Source organism: Bradyrhizobium sp. USDA 3256 (genome assembly GCF_054058275.1).
Genome location: NZ_JBSSAE010000002.1, coordinates 3,075,514 through 3,095,932, shown reverse-complemented (window position 1 = coordinate 3,095,932; position 20,419 = coordinate 3,075,514). Strand labels below are relative to the sequence as shown.

General features: G+C 64.6%; 15 protein-coding genes. 5 read left to right on the top strand and 10 right to left on the bottom strand.

Translation table 11 applies throughout. From position 1 onward, the window contains the following. Nucleotides 1-21: 21 nt before the first annotated feature. Both ACVWY5_RS16140 and ACVWY5_RS16135 read right to left on the bottom strand, forming a co-directional pair. Entirely contained in the window at nt 22-3,150 is a 3,129-nt protein-coding gene (locus ACVWY5_RS16140; protein WP_028332142.1) for an efflux RND transporter permease subunit, read from the bottom strand. A gap of 3 nt (nt 3,151-3,153) precedes the next feature. Then, the gene (locus tag ACVWY5_RS16135; RefSeq protein ID WP_028332143.1) at nt 3,154-4,287 is read right to left on the bottom strand and encodes an efflux RND transporter periplasmic adaptor subunit; all 1,134 of its coding nucleotides are present in this window, start codon (nt 4,285-4,287) and stop codon (nt 3,154-3,156) included. Nucleotides 4,288-4,449: 162 nt separating this feature from the next. On the opposite strand from ACVWY5_RS16135, the gene xth reads away from it, so the two are divergent. After that, nucleotides 4,450-5,241, top strand: coding sequence for an exodeoxyribonuclease III (gene xth, locus ACVWY5_RS16130; protein ID WP_028332144.1), 792 nt, complete (start codon nt 4,450-4,452; stop codon nt 5,239-5,241). Nucleotides 5,242-5,262: 21 nt separating this feature from the next. Here xth and ACVWY5_RS16125 read toward each other — a convergent pair whose 3' ends face one another. The 3 genes from ACVWY5_RS16125 to ACVWY5_RS16115 all read right to left on the bottom strand — a co-directional run bounded on the left by ACVWY5_RS16125 (nt 5,263) and on the right by ACVWY5_RS16115 (nt 10,417). Beyond that, nucleotides 5,263-6,099 carry a tetratricopeptide repeat protein gene (locus ACVWY5_RS16125; protein ID WP_026192730.1) on the bottom strand — a complete coding sequence of 279 codons (837 nt, stop codon included), beginning with the start codon at nt 6,097-6,099 and terminating at the stop codon, nt 5,263-5,265. Next, entirely contained in the window at nt 6,086-7,810 is a 1,725-nt protein-coding gene (gene ilvD, locus ACVWY5_RS16120) for a dihydroxy-acid dehydratase (protein WP_028332145.1), read from the bottom strand. The genes ACVWY5_RS16125 and ilvD overlap by 14 nt, the downstream gene beginning before the upstream one ends. 990 nt (nt 7,811-8,800) lie before the next feature. Beyond that, the gene (locus ACVWY5_RS16115) at nt 8,801-10,417 is read right to left on the bottom strand and encodes a sensor domain-containing diguanylate cyclase (RefSeq protein WP_028332146.1); all 1,617 of its coding nucleotides are present in this window, start codon (nt 10,415-10,417) and stop codon (nt 8,801-8,803) included. Nucleotides 10,418-10,908: 491 nt separating this feature from the next. Here ACVWY5_RS16115 and ACVWY5_RS16110 point away from each other — a divergent pair, with 491 nt between their 5' ends. Further along, nucleotides 10,909-11,091 carry a hypothetical protein gene (locus ACVWY5_RS16110; protein ID WP_016846867.1) on the top strand — a complete coding sequence of 61 codons (183 nt, stop codon included), beginning with the start codon at nt 10,909-10,911 and terminating at the stop codon, nt 11,089-11,091. A 318-nt stretch (nt 11,092-11,409) separates the two neighbouring features. Here ACVWY5_RS16110 and ACVWY5_RS16105 read toward each other — a convergent pair whose 3' ends face one another. The 4 genes from ACVWY5_RS16105 to ACVWY5_RS16090 all read right to left on the bottom strand — a co-directional run bounded on the left by ACVWY5_RS16105 (nt 11,410) and on the right by ACVWY5_RS16090 (nt 17,251). Then, nucleotides 11,410-12,324 (bottom strand): hydroxymethylglutaryl-CoA lyase, encoded by a 915-nt coding sequence (locus ACVWY5_RS16105; RefSeq protein WP_028332147.1) that lies wholly within the window; start codon nt 12,322-12,324, stop codon nt 11,410-11,412. Beyond that, entirely contained in the window at nt 12,321-14,330 is a 2,010-nt protein-coding gene (locus ACVWY5_RS16100) for an acetyl-CoA carboxylase biotin carboxylase subunit (RefSeq protein WP_028332148.1), read from the bottom strand. Before ACVWY5_RS16100 ends, ACVWY5_RS16105 begins: the two co-directional genes overlap by 4 nt. Before the next feature lie 2 nt (nt 14,331-14,332). Beyond that, nucleotides 14,333-15,937 (bottom strand): carboxyl transferase domain-containing protein, encoded by a 1,605-nt coding sequence (locus tag ACVWY5_RS16095; protein WP_028332149.1) that lies wholly within the window; start codon nt 15,935-15,937, stop codon nt 14,333-14,335. Nucleotides 15,938-16,078: 141 nt separating this feature from the next. Then, on the bottom strand, nt 16,079-17,251 hold the full coding sequence (locus ACVWY5_RS16090; protein ID WP_028332150.1) for an isovaleryl-CoA dehydrogenase: 1,173 nt from the start codon (nt 17,249-17,251) through the stop codon (nt 16,079-16,081). Between the two features lie 192 nt (nt 17,252-17,443). Between ACVWY5_RS16090 and ACVWY5_RS16085 the strand changes: the two genes are divergently transcribed. Together ACVWY5_RS16085 and ACVWY5_RS16080 are read left to right on the top strand one after the other, a co-directional pair. Then, nucleotides 17,444-18,097, top strand: coding sequence for a TetR/AcrR family transcriptional regulator (locus ACVWY5_RS16085; protein WP_028332151.1), 654 nt, complete (start codon nt 17,444-17,446; stop codon nt 18,095-18,097). 2 nt (nt 18,098-18,099) lie between these two features. Then, nucleotides 18,100-18,594, top strand: coding sequence for an Lrp/AsnC family transcriptional regulator (locus ACVWY5_RS16080; RefSeq protein ID WP_028332152.1), 495 nt, complete (start codon nt 18,100-18,102; stop codon nt 18,592-18,594). 33 nt (nt 18,595-18,627) lie between these two features. On the opposite strand, the gene ACVWY5_RS16075 is transcribed toward ACVWY5_RS16080, so the two are convergent. Beyond that, a complete protein-coding gene (locus tag ACVWY5_RS16075) occupies nt 18,628-18,933 on the bottom strand; it encodes an ETC complex I subunit (RefSeq protein ID WP_016846428.1) in 306 nt (101 codons plus the stop codon). A 242-nt stretch (nt 18,934-19,175) separates the two neighbouring features. On the opposite strand from ACVWY5_RS16075, the gene ACVWY5_RS16070 reads away from it, so the two are divergent. Beyond that, nucleotides 19,176-20,339 (top strand): OpgC domain-containing protein, encoded by a 1,164-nt coding sequence (locus ACVWY5_RS16070; RefSeq protein WP_028332153.1) that lies wholly within the window; start codon nt 19,176-19,178, stop codon nt 20,337-20,339. Nucleotides 20,340-20,419 lie beyond the last annotated feature (80 nt).

The window sequence follows — 20,419 nt, the reverse complement described above, 5'->3', positions numbered from 1 at the left end:
CGGCTCGCGCCGAACGCTCGGCTATTCCGCCGCGACCACCTGCGGCCGCTCGACGTCGCCGCCTGTCTCCGCATGGGGATCGAGCTTGCGCCGCAGCCTGCGGTCGATGCGGTCGAGATAGATGTAGATCACGGGCGTGATGAACAGCGTCAGCAATTGCGACACGCAGAGGCCGCCGACCACGGCGACGCCGAGCGGCTGACGCAGTTCGGCGCCGGCACCCGCGCCAAGCGCGATCGGCAGCGTGCCGAAGATCGCCGCGAACGTCGTCATCATGATCGGGCGGAAGCGCAGCAGTGCCGCCTCGCGGATCGCGTGCTCGGCGCTGAGGCCGACGCGGCGGCGCTCCAGCGCGAAGTCGACCATCATGATCGCGTTCTTCTTGACGATGCCGACCAGCATCACGATGCCGATCATCGCGATGACCGACAGCTCCATCCCGAACATCATCAGCGTCAGGATCGCGCCGATGCCGGCCGACGGCAGACCGGAAATGATCGTGATCGGATGGATGAAGCTCTCATAGAGAATGCCGAGGATCACGAAGGCCGCGAACACCGCGGCGAGGATCAGCACGCCCTGCCCGCGCAGCGAATCCTGGAACACCTGCGCGGTGCCGGAGAAGCCGGTCGCGATCGTCGGCGGCAGGTTCGCGTTCTGCTCGAGCTCGGTGATCTTGTCGACCGCGTAGCCGAGCGAATAGCCCGGCGCGAGGTTGAACGAGATCGTCACCGCCGGCTGCTGGCCCTGGTGGTTGATCTGCAGCGGTCCGACCGTCGGCACCAACCTCGCAACCGCATCCAGCGGGATGGTCTGGCCATTCGCGGTCTTCATGTAGAGCTTCGACAGATCGGACGGATCGACGCGAAACTGCGGCTGCACCTCCAGGATAATCTGGTAGTCGTTCGACGGCATGTAGATGGTGCCGACCTGCCGCGCGCCGTAGGCGTTGTAGAGCTGGTTGCGGACCTGGTCGACGGTGACGCCGTAGACCGCCGCCTTCTCGCGGTCGATGTCGACCGTCATCTGCGGGTTCTTGATGTAGAGGTCGGTGGTGACGTCGAGGAGTCCTGGGATCTTCTCGATCTTGTCGCGCATCTCGGGCGCCAGCCGGTACAGCGACTCGGTGTCGCCGCTCTGCATCACATACTGATACTGGCTCTTGGAGATCCGGCCGCCGATGTTGAGGTTCTGGACGCTCTGGAAGAACGCCTGCATGCCCGGAATCTCGCGTGCCTTCTGACGGAGCCGGCCGATCACCACGGTGGCGTTGTCGCGGGTCTTCTGCGGCTTCAGTGCGATGAACAACCGACCGTAATTGGTGGTCGGATTGGGACCGCCTGAGCCGACGGTGGAGTTGATGTAATCCACCGCTGGATCGGTCCGCATCACCTCCACCAACGCCTGCTGGCGCACCTTCATCGCCTCGAACGAGGTGTCGGTCGCGGCCTCCGTCACGCCGATCAGGAAGCCGGTGTCCTCCTGCGGGAAGAAGCCCTTCGGCACGATCATGTAGAGATAGACGGTACCGCCGAGCGTCGCGAGCGTCACCACCAGCATCAGCGCCTTCTTGGCCAGCACCCAGTCGAGCGCCCATTCATAGGCGCGCAGCCAGGCCTCGAACATCGCCTCGAACGCCCGCAGCACGATGTTCGGCCGCTTGGTCGCGTCATGCGCGCGCAGCACGCGGGCGCACAGCATCGGCGTCAGGGTCAGCGACACGAAGCCGGAGACGATGATCGCAACCGAGATCGTCACCGCGAACTCGCGGAACACGCGGCCGACGATACCGCCCATCAAGAGCACCGGGATGAACACGGCGATCAGCGAGAAGGTGATCGAGATGATGGTGAAGCCGATCTCGCGGGCGCCCTTCAGCGCCGCCTCGAACGGCTTCATGCCGTGCTCGATATGGCGGACGATGTTCTCCAGCATGACGATGGCGTCGTCGACCACGAAGCCGACCGAGAGCGTCAGCGCCAGCAGCGTCATGTTGTTGATGGAGTAGTCCAGCGCGTACATCGCCGCGCAGGTGCCGAACAGCGAGATCGGTACCGCCAACGCCGGGATGAAGGTCGCAGAGGCCGAGCGCAGGAACAGGAAGATCACGAGGATCACGAGCCCGATCGCGATCAGCAGGGTCTCCTCGACGTCGCTGACCGCCTGGCGGATCGAGACCGAGCGGTCCATCATGACCTGCATGGTCACCGAGGGCGGAATGGCGGCGCGCAGCGACGGCAGCTTGGCCAGCACGGCGTCGACCACCGCCACGGTGTTGGCGTCGGGCTGCTTCTGGATCGCGAGCACGATCGCCCGCTCGTCGTTCATCCAGGTCGCGATCTTGTCGTTCTCGACGCTGTCATAGACCTTGGCGATCTCGTCGAGCCGGACCGGCGAGCCGTTGCGCCAGGCGACATAGATCTGGCGGTAGTCGGCCGCCTTGTCCATCTGGCCGGAGGCCTGCAGTGCCACGTCCTGCTTGGGGCCGTTCAAGGTACCGACCGGCGTCGACGAATTGGCGCGCGACACCGCGGCGCGGATATCCTCCATCGAGACGCCGCGCGCGGCGGCGGCCTGCGGATCGGCCTGGACGCGGATCGCGAATTTCTGCGCGCCGTAGATCAAGACCTGGGCGACGCCCGGCAGCTGCGACAGCGCCTGCCCGATCGTGATGTCGCCATACTCATTGACGCTCGACAGCGGCAGCGTCGCCGAGCCGAGCGAGACGAACAGCACCGGGAAGTCCGCCGGGTTCACCTTCCGGAAGCTCGGCGGGATCGTCATCTCGATCGGCAGCCGGCGCTGCGCGATCGTCAACGCGGTCTGCACGTCGAGCGCGGCGGCATCGATGTTGCGGTTGAGGTCGAACTGGATGGTGATGACGCTCGTGCCCTGCGAGGAGTTCGAGGACATCGAGGAGATGCCGGCAATGGTCGAGAGCTGGCGCTCGATGATGCCGGCGACCGAGGCCGCCATGGTGTCGGCGCTGGCGCCGGGCAAGGTCGCGGTCACCGCGATGGTCGGGAAGTCCACCTTGGGCAGCGCCGAGACCGGCAGCAGGCGGAAGCCGAACACGCCGAATGCGATGATCGACGCCGTGATCAGCGTCGTCATGACCGGGCGGCGGATGCAAAGCTCGGAGAGCGTCATCGGTCAGGCTCCGGCCTTGCGCGCCCGCAACTCGACCCGCGATCCCTCGGACAGCAGCAGCTGGCCGTCGACGACGACGCTTTCATCGCCCGCCAATCCGTCCGAGATCACCGAGCTGCCCTGAAAGGTGCGATCGACCTTGACCGGCCGGACCTTGGCGACGCCGTCCTTGACGACGAAGACGAAATTGCCGTTCTGGCTGCGCTGCACCGCGACCGTCGGCACCACGACCGCGTCTTCGCTGCGGATGATCAGCTTGGTCTGCACGATGGTGCCGGGCCAGAGCGTCTCGCTCTCGTTGTTCATGATGCCGCGCACGGTCACCATGCCGGTGGTCGCGTCGACGGCGTTCTCGACCATCGCGACCTTGCCGCGCTCGGAGCGCTGGTGGCCGGGAATGGTCGCGATCACCTTTGAATCGCCCTTCCCCATGGCGTCGCGCAGATCGACCAGCGCCCGCTGCGGAATCGCGAAGGTGACGTAGACCGGTGCCATCTGGTTGATGACCGCGAGCGGCTGGGTGTCGGCGGGGCGGACGAAGTTGCCGACCTTGACATTGGCGGCGCTGATCCGTCCCGCGAATGGTGCGCGGATGACGGTGTAGCTCTTCTGGACGCGGAGATTCTCCAGCGCGAAGCGGTCGGCCTTGATGGTGCCGATCAGGACGTCGGACTGGGTCTTGGCGTTGTCGAGGTTGACCTGGGTGGTCGCACCCTTGCCGACCAGCTCGGTGTAGCGGCGGAGGTCGCGCTGCGCGCCCTCGAGCTGGGCCTGGTCGCGGGCCAGGACGCCCTCGGCCTGTTCGATCTGCGCGTCGATCTGCCGCGCGTCGAGGGTGAACAGCAGGTCGCCTTCATTGACCCTGGCGCCGTCCTCGAAATGCACCGCGACAATGGTGGTCTCCAGCCGCGACTTCAGTGCCACGCTGGAGATCGGCGTGACCTGCCCGATGGCATCGACATCGACCGGAACCGATTTGCGTTCCGCCTTGGCGAGATCCACGGACACCACGCGCGGCCGCGGGGTCCCTTGCGCGGTGGCGGCGCCGCCACCCATCCATGAAGTGCGGGTCATATAAGCCGCCCCGGCCGCAATGCCGAGAACAGCGACAGTCAGAACCAAACTGCGTTTTTTCATAAGTTTTGCACGTGCGCCGCCGGCTTCCCTTGCAAGCCGGAACGCGTCGTCACTCCCCCGTCGGCAATTGTTGCGCCTTGTTTCCGGAGAGAGTTAGCACAGGCGGACCGCCCATGGTATGCCACCTAAGTGAAATAGTGCGGCTTCAATCCGGTCATTTGCATGCGCATCGCTACGTGGAACGTCAACTCGGTCCGGCAACGGATCGAACTTCTGGTCAGCTGGCTGAAGGAGTGCTCCCCCGACATCGTCTGTCTGCAGGAGATCAAATGCGTCGATGATGCGTTTCCCCGCCTCGAGGTCGAGGCGCTCGGGTACAATGTCGTCACGCACGGCCAGAAGACCTTCAACGGCGTCGCGCTGCTGTCGAAACTGCCGTTCGACGAGACCAAATCGGGCCTCGCCGGCGACGACGAGGACGCCCATGCCCGCTTCCTCGAAGGCGTCGTCACGCTGAAACAAGGCGTGATCCGGGTCGCGTGCCTTTATCTGCCCAATGGCAACCCCGCTAATACCGACAAATATCCGTATAAGCTCAAGTGGATGTCGCGGCTTCTTGAGTATTCGAAGGAGCGGCTGAAGGCCGAGGAGCCGCTGATCCTGGCCGGCGACTTCAACGTCATCCCGGCCGCGCGCGACGTCTACAATCCCGCCGCCTGGGCCGATGACGCGCTGTTTCGGCCTCAAACCCGCGAGGCCTTCCAGTCACTGCTCGGCCTCGGCCTGACTGACGCATTGCGAGCGGTCAATGACGAGCCGGGCCAGTACACCTTCTGGGACTACCAGGCCGGCGCCTGGCAGAAGAACTGGGGCCTGCGCATCGACCATCTCTTGATGTCGCCGCAGGCGAGCGACCGACTGATCGACGTCGGTATCGACAGCTATGTCCGCGCCTGGGAGAAGCCGTCCGACCACGTCCCGGTCTGGGCCGATCTCGATTTCGAGATCGCCTGACCCCGCCGGCCGACCGGAAGATCAATCCCGGCGGCCCTGCACCCAGTGCTCGAGCATCTGCAGCGCCATCGCGCGATCGTCCTCGGAGGCCTTGGCGATCGCCCGGTTGTAGCTTTCCTTGATCCAGGCCTCATCCGGCGTCGCGCTGTCGCGCGCCAGCGTCAGCCACATCAGGCCGCGGGCCCGCTGCGGCGGCAGGCGATCGCCGTTGAACAGCATCTGGCCGAGCAGCGCCTGCGCCTGATGCTGGCCCTTCTGGGCGGCGAGCCCGAGCCATCGCGCGCCATAGCGGAAATCGTCGCGCGAGGCGTCCGGCGTCTTCAGGTAGAGCCGGGCAAGGTCGTACTGGGCGTCGGCATTACCGAAATAGGACGCGGCATAGGAGAACATCTCCCGCGCCCGCTCGGTGTCCGCCTTCACCTTGGAATTGGGAATGCCGCTCAGATAATAGCGGCCGAGCGCGACAAAGGCATTGGCCACGATCGAGGCCTGCGGCGCCGACGGGGAATCCTCGGCATGCGCATTGGCGATCCGGCTGAAATACTCGAAGGCGCGCATGTCGTCCTGGATGACGCCATCGCCCTCGGCGTACATCTTGCCGAGCTTCCACTGCGCCACGGGGTGGCCGCCTTCGGCCTGGTACTGCAGCGTGCTGAACGACGAGGTCGGCGAGGTCGCCGCAGGCGCCACCGGGGTGGCGGCCCGTTTCAGCGCGCCGGCTGTCCCCGGCTGCGGGGAAACCACAGGAAGAACCGTATCTTGTGGGTTGACCGGGGCGCCGTCGAATCCGAATCCGGGGCCTGCCACCGGAATGGCCCCTAACGCAAACGCCAATATCGTACGCCTAAACGTCCGCATAACACTGTTTCTCGTACGCGCCACCCGGATGGGTGACTGCGCCATCCACCGCCGGCCCCACTTGCTCGGCGTACTTCCACAGCGCACCAGATGTATGGTTCGTCGCGCGAGGGGCCCATTTGGTCTTACGATTTGCGAGTTCGGCGTCGCTCAAATTTACGTTAAGGGTGCCGGCGACCGCATCGATCTCGATGATGTCGCCGTCTTGCAACAACCCGATCGGCCCGCCGACGGCCGCTTCAGGTCCGATATGTCCGATGCAGAAGCCACGGGTGGCGCCGGAGAACCGGCCATCGGTGATCAGGGCAATCTTGCCGCCCATCCCCTGTCCGGTCAGTGCCGCCGTGGTCGCCAGCATCTCCCGCATGCCGGGACCGCCCTTCGGCCCCTCATAGCGGATCACGATCACCTCGCCTTCCCTGTAGGTGCGCTTCTGCACCGCCTCGAAGGCATCTTCCTCGCGGTCGAAGCACCGGGCCGGACCGGTAAACCTCAGGTTGGACATTCCCGCGACCTTCACGATCGCACCCTCCGGAGCGAGATTACCCTTTAACCCGACAACCCCACCCGTCACGGTGATCGGATTGTCGGCGGGCCGCACCACATCCTGGTGCGGATTCCATTTCACGCTTTTGAGGTTTTCGGCGATCGTTCGGCCAGTGACGGTCAGGCAATTCCCGTGCATGTGGCCATTGTCGAGCAGCGTCTTCATCAGCAGCGGAATGCCACCTACTTCAAACATGTCTTTGGCAACATAACGGCCGCCCGGCTTCAAATCCGCGACGTAAGGAGTCTTTTTGAAGATTTCGGCAACGTCGAACAAATTGAATTTAATGCCGCACTCATGGGCGATCGCCGGCAGGTGCAGCGCAGCATTGGTCGAACCACCTGAGGCTGCAACCACGGCCGCAGCATTTTCAAGGGCTTCGCGGGTGACGATGTCACGGGGCCGGATGTTTTTCTCGATCAGCTCCATCACCTTCTCGCCGGCGGCAGCGCAGAAGGAGTCGCGGATCTCGTAAGGCGCCGGAGCCCCGGCGGAATACGGGAGCGCAAGGCCAATCGCCTCGGAGACGGTCGCCATGGTGTTGGCGGTGAACTGGGCGCCGCAAGCGCCGGCCGACGGGCACGCCACCCGCTCGATCTCGTCGAGGTCCTCGTCCGACATGGCGCCAACCGAGTGCTTGCCGACTGCCTCGAACATGTCCTGGACGGTGACCGGCTGGCCGCGGAAGTTGCCGGGCAGGATCGAGCCGCCATAGATGAAGATCGACGGCACGTTGAGGCGGACCATCGCCATCATCATGCCCGGCAGCGACTTGTCGCAGCCGGCGAGCCCGACCAGCGCGTCATAGGAGTGGCCGCGGACCGTCAGCTCGACCGAATCGGCGATGCACTCACGCGACGGCAGCGACGAGCGCATGCCGTCATGGCCCATCGCGATGCCGTCGGTGACGGTGATGGTGCAGAACTCGCGCGGCGTGCCGCCGGCCGAGGCCACGCCCTTCTTCACCGCCTGCGCCTGGCGCATCAGCGAAATGTTGCAGGGAGCGGCTTCATTCCAACATGAAGCAACGCCGACAAAGGGTTGATGAATCTGGGCTGTCGTCAGCCCCATCGCGTAGAGATAGGAACGGTGCGGAGCGCGCTCGGGCCCTTCCGTCACGTGACGGCTGGGCAGCCTGCCCTTGATGTTCGGTTTGGCGTCCATCGCGACCCTGTTCCCGGCGCTCTTTCCTCCATCAACGCCGGAACCCGAAAAAATGTCCCGCCGTCGGAGCGCTGGCTATTCAGCTACGTGAATATCCTTTCATGTCGGGGTGTGGCTAAAAAGCGGCGCGACTACGGACCGGGTGCTTTTAAGGTTAAATGTTCGGGCACCGTTGCATCATCGCAACAATCGTGGCCGCCGGGCAACCATGTATTATCAGTCCTTATGGGAACCTGGCGCGAGCCTGACCACATAGCCGACAGATTGCCACCTCGTGATCGAGCTCGCTGGAGTAACGGGATTGCTTAGGTAACGGGATTGAGGGACAGCCGTTGCGCACGGACTCAACTGTCAAACAGCGTATTCGGTGTCATCACCCGCGCATGCGAGCGATCCAGCATTCCAGAGGCGCCAGTGCTTGAGCCGAGGGGGTGCGTCCTCCGCTGTCGTCCCGGCGAAGGCCGGGACCCATACTCCGCAGCGGGTGTTGTGAATGGGGCTCGTCGTATCAGAATCGCGCAATAGTCGGCATTGGTGGTTATGGGTCCCTGCTTTCGCAGGGACGACACTGAGTGTGTTGCGCGGTCAGTGGTCATAACTTCGCATTCTCGCGACATGTTTTGCCCGAGCTTTGCTCTTCGTTCCGCCCTCTCTGTTGAAGAGGGCGCAGGAAGAGCCGGGTGCCGATCGCACCCATGGGCCCCGAGCAATGGGTAGTAAGCTCGGGGGTAGGACCACAGGTGGAACCGGAGCAATCCGGCTTTCCCTGCGCGATGGGCTACGGCTTACTTCGTGCTCTCCCCGGCGAGACTGGGCTTGCGCAACACGGCTCACAGGCGGACGTCGAGCAAATTGGCGACCCCGTTGGTCGCGAGCAAGAGTCGTCCATGTCCGCACCAGTGGCAGAGGCCGCACCCCATCCACGCGTCATTCCGGGCTCATGCTTCGCACACCCCGGGAATGACGACGGGGAGACGACGTTCGCAACCTCTACTCCGCCGCCAGCTTCGGCGGCACCGGAGACGACCAGCACTCAACGCGATTTCGACCGCGCTCCTTGGCTTGATAGAGTGCTGCGTCGGCAGCCTTCATCAGGGCGTCTATCCCGGGCATGCTCGTGATGGCCTCGGCAACGCCGATGCTCACCGTGAGTGACACCGGTCGATCATCCGCGCCCACCGTTAACGCTTCCGCCCGCTTGCGGATGCGCTCGGCGACGGTTCGGGCGCGCGACAATGTGGTCTCCGGCAGCAGGACGGCGAACTCCTCGCCTCCGACGCGACCGACGACGTCGGACTTGCGCTTGCCCCGAATGCATATCCCGGCAACAGCCTTGATGGCCTCGTCACCGACCGCATGCCCGAAGCGATCATTGATGCTCTTGAAGTGATCGATATCGACCATCAGCACGGATACGGAACGATAGTAGCGCTGGAACCGGCTCCACTCTGCATCCAGCGTTGTCAGGAAGTGCCTGCGGTTGAACAATCCGGTGAGCGGATCGGTGGTCGCAAGCACCTCCAGCTGCCGTGCGTTGCGGACGAGATCGGTCACGTCGACGAAGGTCAGCATGCGACCGCCGTTTGCCATCGTCGAGCAATGGATCCTGATATGGCGGCCGTCCGGCGTCTGCACGTCGCGCTTGTGATCGCCTGCCTTGATCTCCGCGATCCGCTTCGCAGGAAAGGCCCTGATCTGCTCCGGGGTCGCGCCCGCCGGAACGGCGCGGCGGTTGCGCGTGAGCAGTGTGATGTATGCCGGATGCCGCGCGACCTCCTCCCCGCTCACCTCCCAGAATTCCCGCATTCGCCGATTGAGGAAGATCGCATTGAGATCGCGGTCGAGCAGGACGACACCGTCCTCCACGTTCTCGAGCGCGCCGGTCAGCACCTTCAGTTTGTCGGATGCGCGCACGATGTCGGTCACGGGCGTATAGCTCACCATCCGGCCGCCGTCGGGCAGCGGCGTGCACTGACATCGAACCACATCACCATTGCTGCGCCTGAGATCGATCGGGTTTGGGTCCCCGACGCTCACGAGGCGGACGCGCTCGGCAACATAGGCTTCGAGCTGCGCGGCCGGCAGCTCGTAGGCCATGGTCTTGCAGCCGTGATGCATCAGGTCGGTGAAGCTGGGGTTGCGGTCGGCCACCTCGTCCGGAAGCCGCCACATGTTCCGAAACGCGCGGTTGATGAACAGGGCCTTCAGCTCCGCGTCCAACAGCAGGATCCCGACGGGGATCTGATCGAGCGCCGCGCGCAGCGCCAGCATGTGCCCGCGCAGAATGTCGCCGCTGCGCCGCTCCGGAATGGCGGCCGGCGCAGGAGCGGCAGGCGCGGGCGCCGCAGCGTTGGCCTCTTGCTCTTCAAAAGCCAGGCCGAGCTGGCGGTCCGATTGCCACAGCCGTTTGCATGGCTTCACCTGATTGCTGCCGACGAGCAACAGTTGAATGTGATCGGGAATGCCAACGACACTTTCAAGTTCCACGGTAGCGCCCATCTCCGTGAGCTGGCGGACCGTGCAGTCGAAGGCCGACCGGCCGAAGTTGAAGACGATCTTTCCGGCCAGAAACGTTCGGCCGCGGGAAGCTGACATCTGTCCGGACATGGCGAGAATCCACCTGGAGCAATTGCGAGCCCTCTCACCTCAGCACGTTTGAGTCACCAAGCCATGAATGCTTTCGGGAGGGTTTATCGGGAGCCGAGCCGAGCCGATGACGCCGGCTGTGTGCGCCGCAAAACGGGTTCCATCCGGCGAGAGGACTCGCTCGTAGGGTGGAGCGAAGCGCTACCCATCTTTGCGCCGCGGATACTGAATTGATGGGCTTCGCTGCGCGCGACCGATCCGATTACGGCTGCGCCGCATCGTCAGTTGCTCACCTCTTGCCCGAGCGCTTCGATTTGCCTCCGGAATGCCTCGAAACGCTCAGGCGCTTCCGCCTTCGCTGTTCGAGCTACGGCGGACAAGTCGCTCCCATCAATCGGTCAAAGTCACTGCCGGGAAGAATTTAGTTCTTCCCTATAATTATGCTGTGTTAGACGCAGTCCGAGTAGTAGCGTCGCAACTCCCTCAGTAACAGTGTCAGGGAAACGCCCGCCATGTCTGCTCTCCAAGCAAAGCTGGAACGATTTGAGATCCTCGCCGACGAATGCGAGCTCATCGCTAGCAGGACGCTGGATGGGAGCAACCGCGAGCTATACCAGCGGTTGGGCGGGCACTATCGCGAGCTGGCGACCGATATGAGGGCCGTGATCGCGACGATCAATGCTCCGGCGGCGTAAGAAAAAGGGCCGCTCGAAACAACAAGCGGCCCAAGTCTAGGGAGGAAACGCCCTCAAGGAGGGCGGCGATAGCGCGAGGCGCTGTCGCACCACATGCATATGGGTTGAGTGTCCAGCTTCGGGAGGCCCAGACTGCGCAAGCCAGAGGCGCGACTATGAGCCTTGAATCTGCGCTTCGCAGCGCATAACTCTGAGCGCGATCGCCGGAGATTGAGGCGGCTGCAATCCCGATACCCGTCAATGCCGGCCGGGCCGCGATGGGTATCGCTTCCGCCTTCGCTCCTCGAGCAACGGAAATCGCTCCAAGCATCCCACAATTTACGAGTTGCCGAGCCGCTTGCGCTTCGCGTTGAGCGCGGAAGCGACGCGGCTGACCGGCGGACGGCCGAGCAAGCCGGCGATCTCGCTGGTCGCGGCCAGCAGTCTGTCCATATCGATCCCGGTCTTCACGCCCATGCCCTCGAGCATGTAGACGACGTCCTCGGTCGCGACGTTGCCGGTGGCGCCGGGGGCGTAGGGGCAGCCGCCGAGCCCGCCGGCGGCGGCATCGATGACGCGAACGCCCTCCTCCATGCCGGCATAGAGATTGGCGAGCGCCTGGCCGTAGGTGTCGTGGAAGTGCATCGCGAGGTTGCCGATCGGCAACTCAGAACCGACCGCACGCAGCATCTCTTTGGCCTTCAGCGGCGTGCCGACGCCGATGGTGTCGCCGAGCGATATCTCGTAGCAGCCGAGATCCCACAGCGTCACCGCGAGGTCGGCGACCGCCTTCGGCTTGATCTCGCCGTCGAACGGACAGCCGAGCACGCAGGAGATGTAGCCACGCACCTTGACGCCGTCGGCCTTGGCGCGCGCCAGCACCGGCTTGAAGCGCTCGATCGATTCCGCGACCGAGCAGTTGATGTTGGCGCGGGAGAAACCTTCGGAGGCCGCCGCGAACACCGAGACCACCTCGGCGCCGGCCGCGCGCGCGGCGTCATAGCCCTTCTCGTTCGGCACCAGCACGTGGAATTCGGCGCCCTTTATGTGGCTGACGCCGCGCAGCACCTGGTCGGAGCTCGCCATCTGCGGGATCGCCTTCGGCGACACGAAGGCGCCGACCTCGACGGTATTGAGCCCGGCCGCCACAAGCGCCTCGACGAAGGCGATGCGCGCCTCGACGCTGACCGGCGTCTTCTCGTTCTGCAGGCCGTCGCGCGGCCCCATCTCGACGAGTTGGATCTGATCGCTCATAACGCGGCCGCAGGTTCGACTTCGGCAAGCTCGACGCCCTCGCCGACGATGTCGCCGATCTTGCATTTGAGCTTCTTCAGCACCCCGGCATAGGGCGCGCGCAGGGTCTGCTCCATCTTCATCACTTCCAGGGTGAGGATCGGGGCGCCCTTCTCGAGCGTCGCGCCCTCCTCGGCCAGCAGCGCGACCACAGTGCCCGGCAATGGCGCCACGATCTTGTCCTCGCCGACCTGTTCCTCGCTCTCACCGCCGAACGGATCGACCCAGTGCAGGTCGAAGCGGCCGTTGCGGGTGCGCAAGTAAAGCTCGTGGCCCTCGATGACCGCGGCAATACGCGACTTGAGGCCGCCAAGCGTCAGGTCGAAGCCGTCATCGCCGGCTGACGAGATGGCGAAGACGAGTTCGCGCCCGCCGACGGAGAGCGTCGACGGTCCGTTGCCATAGTGCAGCGTGATGGTCCGGGCGGGCTCATGGCCCTGCCGGAACGAAAACACCCGCTGACGGCGGCCGACTGGCATCCAGCCGAACGCCTGCCACGGCGAGTTGGCCTCGCGCTGCGCCGCCTTCTGCTCGTCGTTGACGATCGCGGCGACCGCCGCGCAGAGCTCGAACTCGCCGGCCGTGCCGGTACCCGATGTCAGGTTCTTCAGCTCACGCTCGATGAAGCCGGTGTCGATCGCATTGGCTCGCGTGTCCGGATGCGTCACCAGCGCCGACAGGAACGGGATATTGGTGACGATGCCGCGGACATCGGTTTCCTGCAGCCCGCGATTGAGCTTGTCGATCGCGCCCTCGCGCGTCGGCGCCCAGGCGATCACCTTGGCGAGCATCGCGTCATAGTAAGGCGATACGTTATCGCCGCTGCGATAGCCGGCATCGATGCGCAGGCCGTCGCCTTCCGGCGGCGTCCGCCAGGTCTTGATGCGGCCGACCGAGGGCATGAAGTTCTTCTGCGGATTTTCGGCGTAGACGCGAGCCTCGATGGCATGGCCGTTCAGCTTGATCTGGTCCTGCTTCTGCGGCAGCGCCTCGCCGAAAGCGACGCGGAGCTGCCATTCGACGAGATCGACGCCGGTGATCAGCTCGGTGACGGGGTGCTCGACCTGCAGACGGGTGTTCATCTCGATGAAGAACACGTCCTTGCCGTCGGAGACGAACTCGATGGTGCCGGCGCCGATATAGTTGACTGCGCCGGCGGCCTTGCGGGCAGCCTCGCAAACCGTCTCGCGCTGCGCGGCGTTCAGCGTTGGCGACGGCGCCTCCTCGATCACCTTCTGGTGGCGGCGCTGCAGCGTGCATTCGCGCTCCCACAGCGAGAGCAGATTGCCGTGGCTGTCACCGATGATCTGCACCTCGATGTGGCGCGGGTTCTGCACGTATTTCTCGATCAGCATGCGGTCGTCGCCGAATGCCGCCTTGGCCTCGCGCTTGGCACTGGTGATCGCGGCCGTGAGCTCAGCCGCCGAATTGACCACGCGCATGCCGCGCCCGCCGCCGCCGGCGGACGCCTTGACCAGCACGGGGAAGCCGATCCGGTTGGCCGCTTCGGCCAGGGTCGCCTCGTCCTGGGCCTCGCCGTGATAGCCCGGCACCAGCGGCACGCCGGCCTTCTCCATCAGCGCCTTCGAGCCGGATTTCGAGCCCATCGCCGTCATCATCTCGGCGGTCGGGCCGACGAACACCAGACCGGCCTTGAGGCAGGCCTGCGCGAACTCGGCATTTTCAGACAGGAAGCCGTAGCCGGGATGCACCGCCTCGGCGCCGGTCTCCCTGGCGGCGGCGATGACGCGCTCAATGTTGAGATAGCTGTCGCGCGCCCGTGCCGGACCGAGCAGCACCGCCTCGTCGGCGAGCGCGACATGCATCGCGTCGCGGTCGGCCTCGGAATAAACCGCGACGGTGCGCAGTCCCATGGCGCGCGCCGAGCGGATGACGCGGCAGGCGATCTCGCCGCGGTTGGCGATCAGAAGCGTGCGGAAACGCCGGGTGAGTTTTGAGCGGTCCATGGTCACATCCTGAACAGGCCGAATTTCGTGGGCTCGATCGGCGCGTTCGCTGCCGCCGAGAGGCCGAGCCCGAGCACGAGGCGGGTGTCGGCGGGATCGATCACGCCGTCGTCCCACAGCCGCGCCGTGGCGTAATAGGGATTGCCCTGCTTCTCGTATTGCGCGCGGATCGGCTCGCGGAATTTGTCTTCCTCTTCCGCCGACCAGCTCTCGCCCTTGGCCTCGATGCCGTCGCGCCGCACCTGGCTCAGCACCATCGAGGCCTGCTCGCCGCCCATCACCGAGATGCGCGCATTCGGCCACAGCCAGAGGAAGCGCGGGCTGTAGGCGCGGCCGCACATACCGTAATTGCCGGCCCCGTAGGAGCCGCCGATCACCACGGTGAATTTCGGCACGCCGGCGGTCGCGACCGCCGTCACCAGCTTGGCGCCGTCGCGCGCGATGCCGCCGGCCTCGTACTTCTTGCCGACCATGAAGCCGGTGATGTTCTGCAGGAACACCAGGGGAATGCCGCGCTGGCAGCACAGCTCGATGAAATGCGCGCCCTTCAGCGAGCTCTCGCTGAACAGGATGCCGTTGTTGGCGATGATGCCGACCGGATAGCCAAAGATATGGGCGAAGCCGCAGATCAGCGTGGTGCCGTAGAGCTTCTTGAACTCGTCGAATTCGGAGCCGTCGACGATCCGCGCGATGATGTCGTGCACGTCGAACGGTTTTCTGCCGTCGGCGGAGACCACGCCGTAGATCTCCTCGGCCGGAAACAGCGGCTCCTGCGGGGGACGCATGTTGAGCTGCGCCTTCACCGGCTGCTTCAGCGTGCCGACGATGCGGCGCGCGATCCCGATCGCGTGGGCGTCGTTCTGCGCATAATGATCGGTCACGCCCGACTGTCGCGAGTGGACATCGGCGCCGCCGAGCTCTTCGGCGGTGACGACCTCGCCGGTCGCCGCCTTCACCAGCGGCGGACCGCCGAGGAAGATCGTGCCCTGATTCCGCACGATGATGCTCTCGTCGGACATCGCCGGCACATAGGCGCCGCCCGCGGTGCAGGATCCCATCACGATCGCGATCTGCGGGATGCCTTGCGACGACATCTGGGCCTGATTGTAGAAGATGCGGCCGAAATGCCGCTCGTCGGGAAAGATCTCGTCCTGCAGCGGCAGGAAGGCGCCGCCGGAATCCACCATGTAGACGCAGGGCAGATTGTTCTGCCGCGCGATGTCCTGGGCGCGCAGATGCTTCTTCACCGTGATCGGGTAATAGGTGCCGCCCTTGATGGTGGCGTCGTTGGCGACGATGATGCATTCGCGCCCCGAGATGCGCCCGACGCCGGTGATGACGCTGGCCGAATGCACGTCACCACCATAGAGCCCGTTGGCGGCGAGCGGCGACAGCTCGAGGAATGCGGTGCCGGGATCGACCAGGAGATCGACGCGGTCGCGCGCCAGCATCTTGCCGCGCGAGGTGTGCCGCTTGCGCGAGGTCTCGCCGCCGCCGCCGGCCACCTGGTTGAGCTTGCCGCGGAGCTCCGCGACCAGGCCGCGCATCACCTCGGCGTTGCGGGCGAATTCAGAAGATGTGGGATCGATCGTCGAATGAAGCGGCATCGGTGTTGCACGTTTCGTTGGAGTATCGGTGGGGTTCAAGGTCAATCATCGTGCCGGGATGAACACAACTGCCACCATTGATGCGGTGACAGCCCCGCACCCCGCCCCTCTCCCCGCAAACGCGGGGCGAGGGAGAAGATATCAGGCTGTCTTGGCGAACAGCTCGCGGCCGATCAGCATGCGGCGGATCTCGCTGGTGCCGGCGCCGATCTCGTAGAGCTTTGCGTCGCGCAGCAAGCGGCCGGTCGGATAATCGTTGATGTAGCCGTTGCCGCCCAAGAGCTGGATCGCATCCAGCGCGCACTGGGTGGCCTTCTCCGCGGCATAGAGGATGGCGCCGGCGGCGTCCTCGCGCGTGGTCTCGCCGCGGTCGCAGGCCTTCGCCACGGCATAAACATAGGCGCGCGAGGCGTTCATCGTGGTGTACATGTCGGCGACCTTGCCCTGCACCAGCTGGAACGAGCCGATCGGCTCGCCGAACTGCTTACGCTCGTGCACGTAGGGCAGCACCACGTCCATGCAGGCCTGCATGATGCCGATCGGCCCCGCCGCCAGCACCGCGCGCTCATAGTCGAGACCACTCATCAGCACGTTGACGCCGCGGCCGACCTCGGAGAGCACGTTCTCCTCCGGCACCTCGCAATCCTCGAACACCAGCTCGCAGGTGTCGGAGCCGCGCATGCCGAGCTTGTCGAGCTTCTGCGCGGTGGAAAATCCCTTCATGCCCTTTTCGATGATGAAGGCGGTGATGCCACGCGGGCCGGCATTCGGATCGGTCTTCGCGTAGACCACCAGCGTATCGGCGACCGGGCCGTTGGTGATCCACATCTTGTTGCCGTTCAGCACGAAGCGGTCGCCCTTCTTGTCGGCGCGGGTCTTCATCGAGACCACGTCCGAGCCAGCCTGCGGCTCCGACATCGCAAGCGAGCCGACATGCTCGCCGGAGATCAGCTTCGGCAGGTATTTGCGCTTCTGCGCCTCGTTGCCGTTGCGGCGGATCTGGTTGACGCAAAGGTTGGAATGCGCGCCGTAGGACAGGCCGACCGAGGCCGACGCCCGCGAGATCTCCTCGACCGCGATGCAATGCTCGAGATAGCCGAGGCCCGAGCCGCCATACTCCTCCTCGACGGTGATGCCGTGCAGGCCGAGCGCGCCGATCCTGGGCCAGAGGTCGCGCGGAAACTGGTTGCTGCGGTCGATCTCGGCGGCGCGCGGCGCGATCTCGTTGGTCGAGAAATCATGCACCGTCTCGCGGATCGCATCCGCGGTCTCGCCAAGGTCGAAATTGAAGATTGCCGCCTGGTTCGAGGCCATGATCCCTCCCGTGAGATTCATCTTGCAATTAAACGATCATACGTTTTTTTCTTGGCTTCGCAAGCAATCGTGCTAAGGTTTGGGCGCGAAATCCGCAGTTCATTGAATTCACTGGGATTTCATGCGATATACATACGGTCGTTCGCTTGTTTCCTGGTTCTCCCTGGCAAGCCAACACCCTCCGAGGCCCCGATGGCACGCACGATCGGCTCACACGGTCCCACCACGCTGGAGGCGATCCGCAAGGCCGGCGTGCGCCTGATCTTCGAACACGGCTACGAGGCCATGAGCCTGCGCCAGCTTGCCGCCGAGGTCGGCATCCAGGCGGGCTCACTCTACAACCATATCTCAACCAAGCAGGACCTGCTGTTCGATCTGGTCCAGGACCATATCAACGATTTGCTGCGCGAGCTTGACCTTGCGCTGGAGGGCAAAGCCGATCCGGTCGAGAAGCTGCGCGCCTTCGTGGCCTTTCACGTCACCTATCACATGACCCGCAAGCGCGAGGTCTTCATCGCCAATTCCGAGCTGCGCAGCCTCGATGCGAAGAACTACGACGCGGTGGTGGCGCTGCGCGGCGCCTATGAGCAGCGGCTGGCGCAGATCCTCACCGATGGAGTGTCGGACGGCGTGTTCGAGGTGGTCGACATCCAGGTCGCGACCTTCGCGATCCTGGCGCTGCTCACCGGGCTGTGCACCTGGTACCGCCCCGGCGGCCGGCTGACCCGCGACGCCATCATCGCGGCGCATGAGAAGCTGGTGCTGTCGGGCGTCGCGCCGCAGGCCGCGATCGGCCAGGCGAGCTACGGCGGCGCCAGCCGGCGCGCCGCCGTGGCGGGCTCGTAGCCGTGACGGAGCGCCCACAACTCGATGACATCGATCTGCGGATCCTGTCCGAGTTGCAGCGGGACGGCCGGATCAGGATCAACGAACTTGCCGAACGGGTCGGCATTACCGCACCGCCCTGCCTGCGCCGGGTTCGCGCCCTGCGCAGCCGCGGCGTGATCCAGGCGATCCGCGCCACGCTGGACGAACGGCTGCTCGGCTATGAGGTGACGACCTTCGTGCTGATCCAGCTCGACAGCCAGACCCTGAGCGCGATCGAGGCGTTCGAGGCTGATGTGGCGGCAGTGCCGCGCTTCCTGCAATGCTGGCGGATCTCGGGCGATGCCGACTTCATGCTGAGATGCGTCGCGCCCAGCGTCGACGACATGCGCCAGCAGCTGCTGCAATTCGCCGGCCTGCCCAATGTGCGTAAGATCAGAAGCTTTCCGGTGCTCGGCGTCTCCAAGGACGCGCCGCTGCCGATCCCGGGCGCCCTCGCCGCGCCCGCGGCGAGCTGATCCGGGCGCTAGTCTGGACTGGTGCGTCCAACCTTAGTGGGTCCAGGGCTCCCAGCGGCGGAACGCGAAATTGTCGGCATAGGCGATCTGGCGGTGCGCCGAATCCTTCGGCTCGATCACCTGGTAGGCGATGCCCTTGCGCTCGCAATAGGCGACCGCCTCTTCCTTGGTCTCGAACTGCAGCGTCAGCTGCTGCTTCATGTCGGTGGACGAGGTCCAGCCCATCAAGGGCTCCACGGAGCGCGGCTGCTCCGGCTCGTAGTCCAGTTGCCACTCTTTGGTCTTGGCACGTCCCGATTGCATCGCGTTTTTGGCGGGCTTAAAAATGCGTGCGGTCATGGATGGTCGGCCCCGTGGGATGTGCGACATGGAAGCGATTTGAAGGAGACCGCCGGGATAGTATAGAGACACCTATCAACGATCTGATCGGTGATTCCTCGATCTCGGAGGCAGCCTTCGCCGGACCGGTATAGTCATTCTACCGCGCTGTGACAATCTGGCCTCGGGAGGCTTCCCTTAGGAGCCCCCGGGCCCGCGGCGCGATCTTCTCGACAAGCATCACCTCGAGGAAACGGCGCGCCATGGAAATCCACGCTACCCTGCCCGAAAAAGGACGTGACCTCCGGCTCGACCTGTTCCGCGGGGTCGCGAACTGGGCGATCTATCTCGATCACATCCCCGACAACGTCGTGAACTGGATCACGACGCGGAATTACGGCTTCAGCGACGCCGCGGACCTGTTCGTCTTCATCTCCGGCTACACCGCCTCCTTCGTCTATGCCCGCATGATGCTGGAACGCGGCTTCATCGTCGGCGCCACCCGGCTGACCAAGCGGGTCTGGCAGCTCTACGTCGCCCACATCATCCTGTTCGTGATCTACATCGCCTCGATCAGCTATCTGGCGCTGCGCTTCGGCGATTCCGAGATCATCAACGAGTTCAACGTCGCCGGCCTCGTCGACAACGCCACCGAGACGCTGCGCCAGGGCCTGTTCCTGAAATTCAAGCCGGTCAATCTCGACGTGCTGCCGCTCTATATCGTGCTGATGGGCCTGTTCCCGCCGGTGCTGTGGTTCATGCTGCGGCGGCCGAACTGGACCATGGCGGCCTCGCTCGTGCTGTGGCTGGTGTCGCGCCACCAGGGCTGGAACCTGCCGGCCTACCCGGCCGGCAGCTGGTACTTCAATCCGTTCGCCTGGCAGGTGCTGTTCGTGTTCGGCTCGTGGTGCGCGATGGGCGGCGCCCGCAACAACATGCACATCATCAACTCGCGCTACACGTTGTGGTTCTGCATCGCCTATATGATCTTCGCGCTGATCATGACGATGGCCGGGCGCTTCCCGGACTTCGGCGCCATGTTCCCGGACTGGCTCTATTCGGCCTTCAACCCGAACGACAAGACCAACCTCGCGCCGTATCGCTTCCTGCACTTCGTGGTGATCACGGTGCTGGTGATCCGCTTCATCCCGAAGGACTGGGCGGCGCTGGAGTGGAAGGTGTTCGATCCCCTGATCGTCTGCGGCCAGCAGTCGCTGGCGGTGTTCTGCGTCGGCGTATTCCTGTCCTTTGTCGGACATTTCGAGCTCTCGATGAGCTCGGGCTCGCTGTTCGCGCAGATCTTCGTCAGCATCTCCGGCATCGCGATCATGACGATCGTGGCCTATTACATCTCGTGGTCGAAGCGGCAGGACAAGCCGGTCAAGCCGCCGGCGGCAAAACCCACGGCGCCGGCGAAGGCGGCGTAGTAAGTCCCTTATTTTTGAGCAAGGCCGCGCAAACGCTTCGCGTTTGTCGCGGGAAGAACCGCTTCGCGCTTTTCCGGGCC

What these genes read in the sequence shown, in the direction of transcription:
- ACVWY5_RS16095 (WP_028332149.1), bottom strand. Translation starts at nt 15,937, where the DNA reads ATGCCGCTTCATTCGACGATCGATCCCACATCTTCTGAATTCGCCCGC.
- ACVWY5_RS16115 (WP_028332146.1), bottom strand. Translation starts at nt 10,417, where the DNA reads ATGTCCGGACAGATGTCAGCTTCCCGCGGCCGAACGTTTCTGGCCGGA.
- ACVWY5_RS16135 (WP_028332143.1), bottom strand. Translation starts at nt 4,287, where the DNA reads ATGAAAAAACGCAGTTTGGTTCTGACTGTCGCTGTTCTCGGCATTGCG.
- ACVWY5_RS16070 (WP_028332153.1), top strand. Translation starts at nt 19,176, where the DNA reads ATGGAAATCCACGCTACCCTGCCCGAAAAAGGACGTGACCTCCGGCTC.
- ACVWY5_RS16085 (WP_028332151.1), top strand. Translation starts at nt 17,444, where the DNA reads ATGGCACGCACGATCGGCTCACACGGTCCCACCACGCTGGAGGCGATC.
- ACVWY5_RS16105 (WP_028332147.1), bottom strand. Translation starts at nt 12,324, where the DNA reads ATGAGCGATCAGATCCAACTCGTCGAGATGGGGCCGCGCGACGGCCTG.
- ACVWY5_RS16125 (WP_026192730.1), bottom strand. Translation starts at nt 6,099, where the DNA reads ATGCGGACGTTTAGGCGTACGATATTGGCGTTTGCGTTAGGGGCCATT.
- xth (WP_028332144.1), top strand. Translation starts at nt 4,450, where the DNA reads ATGCGCATCGCTACGTGGAACGTCAACTCGGTCCGGCAACGGATCGAA.
- ACVWY5_RS16110 (WP_016846867.1), top strand. Translation starts at nt 10,909, where the DNA reads ATGTCTGCTCTCCAAGCAAAGCTGGAACGATTTGAGATCCTCGCCGAC.
- ilvD (WP_028332145.1), bottom strand. Translation starts at nt 7,810, where the DNA reads ATGGACGCCAAACCGAACATCAAGGGCAGGCTGCCCAGCCGTCACGTG.
- ACVWY5_RS16100 (WP_028332148.1), bottom strand. Translation starts at nt 14,330, where the DNA reads ATGGACCGCTCAAAACTCACCCGGCGTTTCCGCACGCTTCTGATCGCC.
- ACVWY5_RS16090 (WP_028332150.1), bottom strand. Translation starts at nt 17,251, where the DNA reads ATGGCCTCGAACCAGGCGGCAATCTTCAATTTCGACCTTGGCGAGACC.
- ACVWY5_RS16140 (WP_028332142.1), bottom strand. Translation starts at nt 3,150, where the DNA reads ATGACGCTCTCCGAGCTTTGCATCCGCCGCCCGGTCATGACGACGCTG.
- ACVWY5_RS16075 (WP_016846428.1), bottom strand. Translation starts at nt 18,933, where the DNA reads ATGACCGCACGCATTTTTAAGCCCGCCAAAAACGCGATGCAATCGGGA.